This window comes from Bacillus paramobilis (assembly GCF_038096195.1).
GTDB classification, from domain to species: domain Bacteria; phylum Bacillota; class Bacilli; order Bacillales; family Bacillaceae_G; genus Bacillus_A; species Bacillus_A mobilis.
In genome coordinates, this window is the sequence record NZ_CP151108.1 from 1,807,896 (window position 1) to 1,820,726 (window position 12,831).

The following is a 12,831-nucleotide window of genomic DNA, read 5'->3' on the forward strand; positions in this document are numbered from 1 at the left end:
AAACATGCTGGACACTTTACTAATAAATATCGGTCAATTACTAACAATGGATCAAGAAGATGGCTTGTTAAGACGGGAAGCGATGAACACGCTTCCTGTTATCGAAAACGGTGTGATTGGAATTGAAAATGGCGTAATTACTTTCGTTGGAATAGCGGAAGAAGCGAAAGGATTACAAGCGAAAGAAGTTATTGATTGCGGAGGGAAAATGGTTTCTCCTGGTCTTGTTGACCCGCATACTCACCTTGTATTTGGTGGATCTCGTGAAAATGAAATCGCACTAAAATTGCAAGGAGTTCCGTACTTAGAAATTTTAGAACAAGGCGGAGGTATTCTTTCAACTGTAAATGCAACGAAACAGGCGTCGAAAGAAGAACTTGTTCAAAAAGCGAAATTCCATTTAGACCGTATGCTATCTTTCGGAGTTACAACTGTAGAAGCGAAGAGTGGTTACGGATTAGATGATGAGACAGAATGGAAACAATTAGAGGCAACTGCGCAATTACAAAAAGAGCACCCGATTGATTTAGTTTCCACATTTTTAGGTGCTCATGCAGTTCCGAAAGAGTATAAAGGGAAATCAAAAGAATTTTTACAATGGATGTTAGACCTACTACCAGAAATGAAAGAGAAGCAATTAGCTGAATTCGTTGATATTTTCTGTGAAACAGGCGTGTTTTCTGTTGAAGAATCAAAAGATTTTTTATTAAAAGCGAAAGAGCTTGGCTTTGATGTGAAAATTCATGCAGATGAAATTGACCCTCTTGGTGGTGCGGAAGCAGCGGCTGAAATTGGTGCAGCATCAGCCGACCATTTAGTTGGCGCTTCTGATAAAGGAATTGAAATGCTTGCAAACTCTAATACAGTAGCCACTTTATTACCAGGAACAACTTTCTATTTAAATAAAGAAAGCTTTGCCCGCGGCCGAAAAATGATTGATGAAGGTGTTGCAGTTGCATTAGCTACAGACTTTAACCCAGGCAGCTGTCCAACTGAAAACATTCAGCTTATTATGAGCATCGCAATGCTGAAGCTGAAAATGACACCAGAAGAAGTTTGGAATGCAGTAACAGTTAACTCTTCTTATGCTATTAATCGAGGCGATGTAGCTGGGAAAATTAGAGTTGGTCGCAAGGCAGATGTAGTTTTATGGGATGCTTATAATTATGCTTACGTACCGTATCATTACGGCGTAAGTCATGTAAATACAGTATGGAAGAATGGTAATATTGCATATACAAGAGGTGAACAATCGTGGAGCACGGCCACTATTTAAAGAAGAATGCAAAGTTTATCGATCGTGAAGTGACGAAATGGAGTGAGATGATTAAAGATTGGGAGGAAGGTGTAGAAATATTCGGTGCTGCCTTAATTGGAGCACCCCTTTCTAAACCATCTATTAGTCATTCAGGAGCGAGTTTTGCACCAAAAACAATTCGTACGATGTTAGATGCATATAGCACGTACGCAATTACAGAAGAACACGACATGAAAGAAAGTGTCTTATATGATTGCGGCGATATTACGATGCATGTAACGGATATAAAAGAAAGTCATAACAGAATTGCAAAAACAGTTGGTCATATTACGAAAGTAAATCCGAACATGATACCAATCGTTCTTGGCGGGGATCACTCGATTAGTTTTCCTAGTATAACAGGATTTGCAAACAGTAAAGGAAAGGTCGGTATTATTCAATTTGATGCCCATCATGATTTACGTAATTTAGATGATGGTGGTCCGTCAAATGGTACACCGTTCCGTAGTTTACTAGAAAATGGTGTCATTACAGGAAAACAACTCGTTCAAATCGGAATTCGTAATTTTTCAAATGCACGAGCGTACCATGAATATGCAAAAGAACATGGCGTAACAGTGTACACGATGAAAGATGTACGAGAGCGAGAAATCAAAGATATTATCACAGAAAGTATTGAAGTATTAAGAAAACAAGGCGTAACTTCTATTTATATTTCTCTTGATATGGATGTACTAGATCAAGCATTCGCGCCAGGTTGTCCAGCGATTGGCCCTGGCGGAATGGACAGTATGACTTTACTTGATGCGATTGAATTCCTTGGTAAAGAACCGCTCGTTCAAGGGATGGATATAGTAGAGATTGATCCAACTCTTGATTTTAGGGATATGACGAGTCGAGTAGCTGCGCAAGTAATTATGAGTTTTCTTTTAGCGAGGGAAATAGTCCGTAAGCAGGTTAGTATATAGGCATGAAGTTAATAGAGAATTTTTACCGATTCCGTATAAAAAACACATTACTACTCATATGTAGTAATGTGTTTTTATGTAAAAAGAGAAGGCGAAATTAGAGTGTATATATGTGTGGGAAAGTTAAGAAGATTGTGGGTTTTAAGTGATATTTTACGACTTTATTTTTTGGGTTTGAAAGGATTGACACTAAAAATAATTTTATGATAAAATAAAATTTTGCTAAAAAAGTGAATGTGTGTTAAGATTGAGAAGGTTACCATATATGGAGGTGGATTATTTGTTTCAAATTGGCGATAACATTGTTTATCCAATGCAAGGAGCAGGTATAATTAAAGCCATAGAAGAGAAGGAAATCGCAGGGAAAAAACAACAATATTATGTTATAAAAATGTCGGGTAGTAATATGGAAGTAATGATTCCGGCAGGGAGAATATTGAGCTCAAATATACGACCAGTCACGGATATAACAGCAATAGCACACATATTGAATATTTTTCAACATGGAGAATCTGATAGATTACTTACGTGGAAACAAAGGTATAAATTGAACACTGATAAAATAAAGACGGGTAAAATACAAGAAGGTGCTGAAGTTGTACGTGATTTATTACGTATGCAGAAAGAAAAAGCACTTAATGCAAGCGAAAAGAAAATGTTAGATAACGCACACGAATTTTTGATTAGTGAACTGGGATTAATTGAAGGTATCACAGAAAGTCAAATAAAAAGCTTTTGTTAAGATTCATTACAAATAATGTATTAGATCCCAAAAAAGGTTTTGAATTTTTTGGGAACATAATTATAGAAAATTAATCATTTCAAAGACATTCAACTCTTTCAAACCACTTTTAGAGCATTAACCTCTTTTGTTATTACTACAATCAAATCCATTTTTATTTTTTAATTCTTTACGAATGTTCGAAGTTTAATTAAACACTTCGATAGAATAGTTACTTGATTTTTGCAATCCTGATTCACACTGGCACGGACGAGGAGCCGTAAGGATGAAAGAGAGGTAGGGCTTTCATTGTTTTAGGTTTATAAGTTATTATTTTTAGAAGAATACTGAACCACTCTCACTTCTACTGCTAAGGAATTTTTTATATGTGAAGAGATAATAATTGTTTATATTCTTTATATAAAAGAGATAAACAAATTGACAACCATATATGGTCAACTAAAAAAGGTTTCCTACTAAGGAAGCCTTTTTTAGTTTATTTATAGCATTCTATTTGTTTTATATTCGAATATTTCGTGTTTAAAGCGTATAAATTGACGTTACTATTTAAAAGTAAGTATGATGCGATTATAGTAAGAATATTTTTAGGGGGAAGAAAAATGACAAGTTCAAATAATAAAGCAGCAAGTATTTATGAAGGAACAAATATAAACGCTTGGGGATCTTTTGAAAACATTGAAGAAACGAAGTTGTTTGATCCGATTCAAATTGGATCTTGGTCTCTTCGTAATCGTATAGCAATGGCACCGATGACGAGATGTTTCGCAAATCATGAAACGGGAGTAGTTGGTACTGATGTAGTCGAGTACTATAGAAAGCGTGCAGCTGATGGAGTTGGATTAATTATTACAGAGGGAATCGTCATTAGCCCAAGAGCAAAAGGAAATCCAGGAGTACCAGGAATTTATACACAAGAACAAATCGATTCGTGGAAGCCTGTTACAGAGGCAGTACATAAAGAAGGCGGAACGATTATTGCTCAAATATGGCATGTTGGACGTATGAGTCATCACGAAATAATTGGTGGGCAAATGCCACAAGCACCGTCTGCTATCGCTGCAGAGGGAAATGTTCCACGTTTTCGTAAACCGTTTGATACGCCAGAAGCAATGACGTTAGAAGAAATACAAGAAGTGATCGGTCAATACGCACAAGCTGCGAAGAATGCAATTGAAGCTGGATTTGATGGAGTAGAAATACACGGTGCACACGGATATTTAATCGATCAATTTACTTATGAGTTTGCAAATAAGCGTACTGATAAATACGGCGGAGACTTAAAGGAAAGGTTAACGTTTATGAAAGAAGTAACGGCGGCTGTAATAGAAGCTGTTGGAGCTAATAAAACACTTCTTCGTTTCTCTGCTTTCAAAGGTGATAATCCTACTTATATGTGGGAAAACCCTGAGCTTGCAATTGAAACGTTTATAAATATGTTCAAAGAAGTTGGATTAACGATGATTCACCCTTCAACGATGAATTATACGGCAGTTATTGCTGACGGAAAGAATTTTCATCAATTAGTAAGAAAATATTGGGATGGTACGATCGTAGGAGTAGGGAATTTAAATCCGAAAGAGGCTGAAGAAGCGTTGCAAGAAGGAACGATTGATGTAGCGGCATTCGGAAGACCTTTAATTGCTAATCCAGATTTTGTTCATCGAATTAAAAATGCTGAAAGTTTAGTTGAATATGATGCGAAAGAGCATCTTGTTACATTAATTTGAATAAAGATAAAAGGAGAACACATTAGGTGTTCTCCTTTTATTATGGATTTTCATAGGAGGAAGCGGGATGAGTGAAACGCTACTCGTTATTATTAGTATATTGCTCTTATTCATGCTACTATTAATCATTTTTTTTATTATTACATTTTTTATTAAAAAACGGACGCATCATTCTATATTAAAGCTACATCCATACTTAGGAAGGATGCGTTATTTACTTGAAAAGATAGGGCCGGAATTTAGGCAATATTGGTTTGATCATGATACGGATGGAAAGCCTTTTTCACGGTATGATTTTCAAAGTGTAATGTTTTTAGCGAAGTACCGTTCTGAAATACTTGGCTTTGGATCAAAACGAGATTTTGATACATCTGGTTATTATATTGCTAATACATTATTTCCGATATTAACAGAAGAATTAAGTGTGAATGTAGCGCAAGGACGTGAAGGGAAAAAGTATGTGATTCATAAAGAAGGTTTATTTTCACGAAGAGAAAAATTGACAGCGGATACAACGAATCTTTGGTTATATGAAGAAGATGATGCGGTTATCGTCGGTGAAAATCGTAAATATCCATGGAAACTGTATGGCATGTTTGGAGCATCAGCAACGTCTTACGGTGCGATTGGCGAAAATTATATATTAGCGAGTGGATTTGGTGCGAAGATGGCTGGCGGTTCGTGGATTAATACGGGAGAAGGTGGTGTAATACCGGAGCATTTACATACAGGTGCAAATATCGTTGCGCAAATTGGTCCGGGTTTATTTGGTTACCGTGATGAGGATGGTAATTTTTCAATGGAGCAATTCATGGAGAAAGCGAAAGAAAGAAATATTAAAGCATTCGAATTGAAATTTGGGCAAGGGGCTAAAATACGTGGCGGTCATCTAGAGGGACAAAAAGTAAATGAGAAAATTGCTTCTGTTCGAAATGTACGAGAAGGAGAAACGATTAATTCACCGAATCGATTTTCATTTTTAAATAATGCAGCAGAGACACTTTATTTTATTCAACAGCTGCAAGAAAGCGGCGGTAAACCAGTTGGAATGAAAATTGTAATTGGACAGCAGGGGCCGTTGGAAGATTTATTCAAAACGATGAAAGAGTTAAACATCTATCCAGATTTCATTACAATTGATGGTTCAGAAGGTGGATCAGGAGCAACATATAAATCGATGGCAGATAGTATGGGAATGCCGCTTATTCCAGCATTATTAACTTGTATTGATACAGCGAGTCATTATGGTGTTCGGAATAAATTCAAAGTGTTTGCCTCAGGGAAATTAATTACACCAGATAAAGTGGCAATTGCTTTAGCAATTGGAGCAGATGCCGTAAATTCAGCACGCGGATTTATGATGGCAAGTGGCTGTATCATGGCGCTTCAATGTAATTCCGGACAATGTCCATCTGGAGTTGCCACGACGAACCCGCACTATCAAAAAGCGCTAGATCCGTATGAGAAGAAATGGCGCGTCATGAATTACGTTGTTAGTATGAGATATAGTTTGTTTTCACTCGCGGCAGCGGCGGGAGTGAAGAGTCCGCGTCATTTAACGAGAGAGCATATTGTGTTTAAAGATGAGGTGGGGAGGGTAGTTCCTCTTTCGGAATTGTTTCCTATAGTGAATCAAACTTAAAAGTATATTTAATATGTAAGATTTTTTCGTAGGATAATTATATTATTCAGAGAATATTAGGAGTATAATAGGAAATTATTTTAAAAATGCCTATTTTTGGGGAGAGATTCATTTGCAACAAGGTTCGTACAGTATTACAATTTTTTTACTCGTTATAGGGATCGTTACATTTAGGCGTATGCGCTCTATGAATCGCCCAATTAAAAATAAGGGAAGACGACTATTACTGCCATTATTCTTTTTATTACCAGGTTTGTCTTTATATGCTACACCGATACAACTTGCTAGTTGGCAAATTGGGGTAGCTGCTGGAATTGGATTGTTATTGTCAATTCCACTTATTATTTTAAGTGGGTATGAAGTGAGAGCAGATGGCCAAATTTATGCGAAAAAAAGTATTGCTTTTATTGCTACATTTTTAGTTATCGTTCTTTTACGTGCTTACTTTAGAAGGCATTTACAAGGTTTAGATCCAAAGTCAATCGGCATTCTTTTCTATACTCTTGCAGTTTGTTATATAGTACCTTGGCGAATTGGCTGCTATATAAAATTTCGTAAAGTATACGTAGAGAAAGAGAAAATCGCGATGTCAATAAGCTAAAAGTCATACATTCGTATGGCTTTTTTCTTTTAAAAATTTGTCTGATAAAAGAATGAAAACAGGGTATAAAAAAACGGTGTTATACTTTCTGAATATTCTTACTTTATTTTCTTTTGAAAGCCGGGTAATCCACTGGGATAAAGGCGTTTATAGAGGTTTTCACATGTAGTGAAAAGGGCTTGTTCACTTGAAAGAACAAAAAATGTTTGGTAAGGTAGAGAACCATAAGCGAAAACAAGAAAATAGAAAAAGTCATTTTTCGAAATTTTGAATGGCTTATGTAACTAAGGGAGAGATTTGGTGAAGATTGAGATTATGGTTTCGCTTGCTATTTATATGGCAGGTATGTTGTATATCGGTTATTGGTCTTATAAGAAGACATCCGATTTATCAGATTATATGTTAGGCGGAAGGGGACTCGGTCCAGCAGTTACAGCTTTATCAGCTGGTGCTTCTGACATGAGTGGTTGGATGCTAATGGGATTACCTGGTGCGATGTATGCAACAGGGTTATCAAGTGTATGGATTGCGATAGGTTTATTAATAGGTGCTTATGCAAACTATTTAATTCTTGCCCCGCGTTTGCGAACGTATACAGAAGTGGCAAATGATTCAATTACGATTCCAGACTTTTTAGAGAATCGTTTTAAAGATCGTACAAAAATACTTCGTTTTGTCTCCGCTATCGTCATTTTAGTATTTTTCACATTTTATGCGTCGGCTGGTTTAGTATCAGGTGGACGTTTGTTTGAGAACTCTTTCAACCTAGATTATAAAGTTGGTTTATTTGTAACTGTCGGTGTCGTAGTTGCTTATACACTATTCGGTGGCTTTTTAGCAGTAAGTTGGACCGACTTTGTGCAAGGGTGTATTATGTTTATTGCTCTTGTATTAGTACCAATTGTTGCTTTTACAGATGTGGGCGGTGTAACAGAAACATTCAATACAATTAAGCAAGTTGATGCATCGCGTTTAGATATGTTTAAAGGGACTACAATTCTTGGTATTATTTCATTTTTAGCATGGGGTCTCGGGTATTTTGGTCAACCGCATATTATTGTGCGCTTTATGGCGATTACCTCTATTAAAGATTTAAAAACTTCTCGTAGAATCGGTATTGGTTGGATGACAATTTCAATTATAGGTGCAATGCTTACTGGTTTAATTGGTATTGCTTATTACGCTAAAAATAATGCGACGTTACAAGACCCAGAAATGGTCTTTGTAACATTCTCAAATATTCTATTCCACCCGTACATTACTGGGTTTTTATTATCAGCTATTTTGGCTTCGATTATGAGTAGTATTTCCTCGCAATTACTTGTTATTTCAAGTGCGGTAACGGAAGATTTCTATAAAACATTTTTCCGTCGTGACGCAAGTGACAAAGAACTTGTATTTATCGGTAGGCTGTCAGTATTAGTAGTAGCTATGATCGCAGTTGCTTTAGCGTATCATCCTAGTGATACAATTTTAACACTTGTCGGTTATGCTTGGGCGGGATTTGGTTCAGCATTCGGACCCGCTATTTTATTAAGCTTATATTGGAAGAGAACGAACAAATGGGGCGTTCTTGCTGGTATGATTGTAGGTGCAGTGGTTGTTATTGCTTGGGTACAAATTCCAAGTTTAAAAGCGACTGTGTATGAAATGGTACCTGGATTCTTCTTTAGCTTATTAGCTGTTATTGTTGTAAGTTTATTAACGAAAGAACCAGTGAAAGCAATTCATCGTGAATTTAATGAGATGGAAGCAGTGCTGGAAGAGGAAACGAAATAATTAGAGAAGAGAGTAAACGAAACTGGCGTTTACTCTCTTTTTATTTAAAATGAAAATAAGGAACTTGTTGACAACTAAAAGTAAGTAACTTATAATAAATTTAAGTTCAAGATAATTTGTGTTACGAATAAAGATTTCAGAGGGAGTAAATATTTTTTTGGGATTATCTCGAATTTGAGATAATTTCGATAAGCTAGATATTGATGTGTAATTTTATGATTAATATCTCGAATCCGAGATAAAATTATAATAGAGGATTTTACTTTGCAGTATGGACAAAATGAATAATGAAATTGAATGTATAAAAGTTTTAAAAATGAAATAAAAAGGGGCGGAGAAAATGGAAAAGAAAACAATGGGGATACACCATATTACAGCAATCGTAGGAAATCCACAAGAAAATGTAGATTTTTATGCTGGTGTGTTAGGTTTACGTTTAGTGAAACAAACAGTGAATTTTGATGATCCAGGCACGTACCATCTTTATTTTGGTAATGAAGGAGGAAAGCCTGGAACAATTATTACGTTTTTCCCATGGGCAGGTGCTCGTCAAGGCATTATTGGGGAAGGTCAAGTAGGCATTACGTCTTATGTCGTACCAAAGGGTGCAATGGAGTTTTGGAAAAATAGATTAGAAAAATTCGATGTTTCTTATACAAAAATGACTCGATTTGGAGAGCAGTATTTAGAATTTGATGATCCACATGGTTTGCATATAGAATTAGTTGAAAGAGAAGAAGGCGAATTAAATAATTGGAGTTTTGGAGAAGTTACACCAGAAGTGGCAATTAAAGGATTTGGCGGTGCTGTTCTTTTATCTGCACAACCTCAAAAAACTGCTGAATTATTAGAGCATGTTATGGGTCTTGAGAAAATTGGAGAAGAAGGTGAATTTGTTCGATTCCGTTCTTCTGCTGATATTGGAAATATTATCGACTTGAGATTATCAACAATCGGACGTGGCCAAATGGGTGTTGGTACAGTTCATCATATTGCTTGGAGAGCGAGTGATGATGCTGATCAATTAGATTGGAAAGGGCATGTGTCTCGTTTTGGATATCACGTAACTCCTGTACAAGATCGAAATTATTTTAACGCAATTTATTTTAGAGAACACGGGGAAATCTTATTTGAAATTGCAACAGACCCTCCTGGTTTCGCTCATGACGAATCGTTAGAGACGATGGGTGAGGAATTAAAGTTACCGGAGCAATATGAACCACATAGAAAACAAATTGAACAAACACTTTTACCATTTGAAGTGAGAAATTTAGATTAAAGTGATTGAAAGGGGAAAAGGATTATGATGAAACATGTTTTTCAAAAAGGAAAAGATACGTCAAAACCAGTGTTGTTATTACTTCATGGTACAGGTGGTAATGAATTAGATTTATTACCACTTGCAGAAATAGTTGATCCGGAAGCATCTGTATTAAGTGTTAGGGGGAATGTATTAGAAAATGGCATGCCACGTTTCTTCCGCCGATTGGCAGAAGGCATTTTTGATGAAGAGGATTTGATTTTCCGTACGAAGGAATTAAATGAGTTTTTAGATGAAGCTGCAAAAACATATGAATTTGATAGAAATAACATTGTAGCTATCGGTTATTCAAATGGAGCAAACATTGCTGCAAGCTTATTATTCCATTACGATAATGCATTAAAAGGCGCTGTGCTTCATCACCCAATGGTGCCTAGAAGAGGAACACAATTGCCTAATTTAGCAGGAAAATCCGTGTTTATCGCTGCTGGGACAAATGACCCGATTTGTTCATCAGCAGAGTCAGAGGAATTGAAGGTACTATTAGAAAATGCAAACGTTAATGTAACAATACATTGGGAAAATAGAGGTCATCAATTAACAATGGGTGAAGTAGAAAAAGCAAAAGAATGGTATGGCAATACAGTATTATAAAAACAAATAAAAAAGAAGCATCTGCTAATTGTTAGCAGATGCTTCTTTTTTTATTTGGGACTGAATCGCAAGAGGAGATGAAGAAAGTGGTAGCTGAATATCAACGATCGTACCTTTATTTAATTCGCTTGAAATGTGTAATTTACCATGATGTTCTTCAATTATTTTGTAACACATCATTAATCCTAGTCCAGTTCCCTTTTCTTTTAAACTATAAAATGGTTCGCCTAGACGAGAGATACGATCTTCTGGGATACCGCAACCTTCATCGATAATTCGTATTAAAATGAAAGCATCCTCAAATGGTTTTGTTTGGATGTAAACATTTCCGCCATTTGGCATCGCTTCTATCGCATTTTTTAATATATTTATAAAAACTTGTTTTAATTGGTTACCATCACATTGAATATCATGTTTGTAATCAAAATGATCCATAATGATGTGAACACTATGCATAATAGCAGTTGGTAAAATAAATGTAACTACCTCTTCAATCAAAGCTTGTATGTTACAAGTTTTAATTGATAATACTTGTGGTTTAGACATGGCCATAAATTGACTTGTGATAGATTCCATTTGTGAAATTTCACTTAACATAACATCAACATACCATTTATTTTCCTCACTTATTTCAGGGAGCAGCAATGTTAAAAAACCTTTTAGTGAAGTGAGTGGATTTCGAATTTCATGGGCAATTCCAGCTGTCAGTTGTCCGACTACGGCAAGTTTTTCTGATTTTCGTAATAATTTTTCTGTTTCTTTCAGTTCGGTAACGTCTCTTCCCATTACGATAAGACCTTTACGCGAGCCGTCAGGATGATAAAGTGGAACTTTCGATATACTTAAGATTAGGTCAAAATCATCTCTATGTATAATAAATTCCTCACCATGCAGAATTTGTCTTTGTTGCCATGCTAGTTCATCGACTTCTTCACAATGTAAAAAAGCTTCTCGGTACGCTTCGTTATATTGAATGAGTTCACTATCTTTTTTCCCGTGGTAAGGTACATGGTGAAAATTGAAGCAAGAAAGTGCATAGTTATTTGCTTCAAGCCAGCGCCCTTCATGATCCTTAAATATAACAAACGCAGGCATAGAGTTCACTAATGTACGTAATCTCTTCTCACTTTCTTTTAGCATACTCTCAATTCTTTCTGATTTTTCAAGAGGTTTCATAATGGCATATACGCCAGTTAAACGATTTTGGATAAATATAGGAACTAGTTTTGTCACGACGTCTAATAAGAATCCATTTTTATGATAAATAGATAACATATACTCTTGTTGATTATCCGCTTCCGTATTCTTTATATTTTGTATTACTTGCTCAGAAATATGGGCTTCTAAAATAGAGATAATATTTTTCTGTTCTAATTCTAAAGAAGTGTAACCTAATATTCTTTCGGCAGAAGGGTTTATATGGAGAATAACTCCCTCTAAATTTAATGAAATAATACTATCAGGATTGTGTTCGAACAGAGATGCATACATTTCTGTTAAAGAGCAATCTTGTATATGTTTTCGCAAACGTCTAGAAATGTTCGGATGACGTTTTTTTTGAGTTGATGAATATTTTTTACGACTCATAATAGTTCCTCCGTACAAATAGCATCTAAAAAGATTTGTCTATTCATAACTATAATATAGATGCAATGTATATTTCTATAAAAAATGGAAGTTATATAATAAATTTTGTTTTCTTTATTTTGGAAAATTGAGTGTAAGGTGTTAATAAGGGGAGCTTATATTGTTTTATAAATCTTTTGTAAGTTACAGGAGTAGGGTTTCCTTATAACATTAGGGTAGAAGAGGGGGAGAGAAAATGAAAAATTATATTCAAGGTATCGATCATGTACAAGTCGCTGCGCCTGTAGGGTGTGAAGAAGAAGCACGAGAGTTTTATGGTGAAAAAATTGGTATGGAGGAAATACCGAAGCCAGAGGAATTAAAGAAGCGTGGTGGATGTTGGTTTAAGTGTGGAAATCAAGAGATTCATATCGGGGTTGAGCAAAACTTCAATCCAGCTAAAAAGGCGCATCCAGCTTTTTATGTTTTAAAAATAGATGAATTTAAACAAGAGTTAATAAAGCAAGGTATTGAAGTAATAGATGATCATGCACGACCAGATGTAATTAGATTTTATGTGTCAGATCCGTTCGGAAATCGAATTGAATTTATGGGAAATAAAAACTAGGTGGA

11 protein-coding genes are annotated in these 12,831 nt (G+C 35.7%); 10 read left to right on the forward strand and 1 reads right to left on the reverse strand.

Annotated elements, in window-relative coordinates:
- Nucleotides 1-4 precede the first annotated feature (4 nt).
- The 9 genes from hutI (at nucleotide 5) to AABL52_RS09425 (ending at nucleotide 10,632) form a co-directional block, all read left to right on the forward strand.
- Nucleotides 5-1,276, forward strand: a complete 1,272-nt coding sequence (hutI, locus tag AABL52_RS09385) for an imidazolonepropionase (protein ID WP_341519230.1) — start codon at nucleotides 5-7, stop codon at nucleotides 1,274-1,276.
- The gene (hutG, locus tag AABL52_RS09390) at nucleotides 1,255-2,226 is read left to right on the forward strand and encodes a formimidoylglutamase (protein ID WP_340420681.1); all 972 of its coding nucleotides are present in this window, start codon (nucleotides 1,255-1,257) and stop codon (nucleotides 2,224-2,226) included. Before hutI ends, hutG begins: the two co-directional genes overlap by 22 nt.
- A 280-nt stretch (nucleotides 2,227-2,506) precedes the next feature.
- The gene (locus AABL52_RS09395; RefSeq protein ID WP_000486326.1) at nucleotides 2,507-2,968 is read left to right on the forward strand and encodes a CarD family transcriptional regulator; all 462 of its coding nucleotides are present in this window, start codon (nucleotides 2,507-2,509) and stop codon (nucleotides 2,966-2,968) included.
- 599 nt (nucleotides 2,969-3,567) lie between these two features.
- Nucleotides 3,568-4,695: an alkene reductase gene (locus tag AABL52_RS09400; RefSeq protein WP_000204413.1), complete on the forward strand. Its 1,128-nt coding sequence runs from the start codon at nucleotides 3,568-3,570 to the stop codon at nucleotides 4,693-4,695.
- Between the two features lie 67 nt (nucleotides 4,696-4,762).
- Complete coding sequence (locus AABL52_RS09405; RefSeq protein WP_341519231.1) at nucleotides 4,763-6,337, forward strand: FMN-binding glutamate synthase family protein; 1,575 nt, start codon at nucleotides 4,763-4,765, stop codon at nucleotides 6,335-6,337.
- A gap of 112 nt (nucleotides 6,338-6,449) precedes the next feature.
- Complete coding sequence (locus AABL52_RS09410) at nucleotides 6,450-6,938, forward strand: CcdC protein domain-containing protein (RefSeq protein ID WP_341519232.1); 489 nt, start codon at nucleotides 6,450-6,452, stop codon at nucleotides 6,936-6,938.
- 300 nt (nucleotides 6,939-7,238) lie between these two features.
- Nucleotides 7,239-8,717 (forward strand): sodium/proline symporter PutP, encoded by a 1,479-nt coding sequence (gene putP, locus AABL52_RS09415; protein ID WP_341519233.1) that lies wholly within the window; start codon nucleotides 7,239-7,241, stop codon nucleotides 8,715-8,717.
- Between the two features lie 340 nt (nucleotides 8,718-9,057).
- Entirely contained in the window at nucleotides 9,058-9,996 is a 939-nt protein-coding gene (locus AABL52_RS09420) for a ring-cleaving dioxygenase (RefSeq protein ID WP_097844365.1), read from the forward strand.
- Nucleotides 9,997-10,020: 24 nt separating this feature from the next.
- Nucleotides 10,021-10,632, forward strand: coding sequence for an alpha/beta hydrolase (locus AABL52_RS09425; RefSeq protein ID WP_341519234.1), 612 nt, complete (start codon nucleotides 10,021-10,023; stop codon nucleotides 10,630-10,632).
- A 24-nt stretch (nucleotides 10,633-10,656) separates the two neighbouring features.
- On the opposite strand, the gene AABL52_RS09430 is transcribed toward AABL52_RS09425, so the two are convergent.
- Nucleotides 10,657-12,219, reverse strand: coding sequence for a BA3702 family sensor histidine kinase (locus AABL52_RS09430; protein ID WP_000087670.1), 1,563 nt, complete (start codon nucleotides 12,217-12,219; stop codon nucleotides 10,657-10,659).
- 235 nt (nucleotides 12,220-12,454) lie between these two features.
- Here AABL52_RS09430 and AABL52_RS09435 point away from each other — a divergent pair, with 235 nt between their 5' ends.
- On the forward strand, nucleotides 12,455-12,826 hold the full coding sequence (locus AABL52_RS09435) for a VOC family protein (protein WP_341519235.1): 372 nt from the start codon (nucleotides 12,455-12,457) through the stop codon (nucleotides 12,824-12,826).
- Nucleotides 12,827-12,831 lie beyond the last annotated feature (5 nt).

What these genes read in the sequence shown, in the direction of transcription:
- hutI (WP_341519230.1), top strand. Translation starts at nt 5, where the DNA reads ATGCTGGACACTTTACTAATAAATATCGGTCAATTACTAACAATGGAT.
- AABL52_RS09400 (WP_000204413.1), top strand. Translation starts at nt 3,568, where the DNA reads ATGACAAGTTCAAATAATAAAGCAGCAAGTATTTATGAAGGAACAAAT.
- AABL52_RS09405 (WP_341519231.1), top strand. Translation starts at nt 4,763, where the DNA reads ATGAGTGAAACGCTACTCGTTATTATTAGTATATTGCTCTTATTCATG.
- AABL52_RS09420 (WP_097844365.1), top strand. Translation starts at nt 9,058, where the DNA reads ATGGAAAAGAAAACAATGGGGATACACCATATTACAGCAATCGTAGGA.
- AABL52_RS09425 (WP_341519234.1), top strand. Translation starts at nt 10,021, where the DNA reads ATGATGAAACATGTTTTTCAAAAAGGAAAAGATACGTCAAAACCAGTG.
- AABL52_RS09430 (WP_000087670.1), bottom strand. Translation starts at nt 12,219, where the DNA reads ATGAGTCGTAAAAAATATTCATCAACTCAAAAAAAACGTCATCCGAAC.
- AABL52_RS09435 (WP_341519235.1), top strand. Translation starts at nt 12,455, where the DNA reads ATGAAAAATTATATTCAAGGTATCGATCATGTACAAGTCGCTGCGCCT.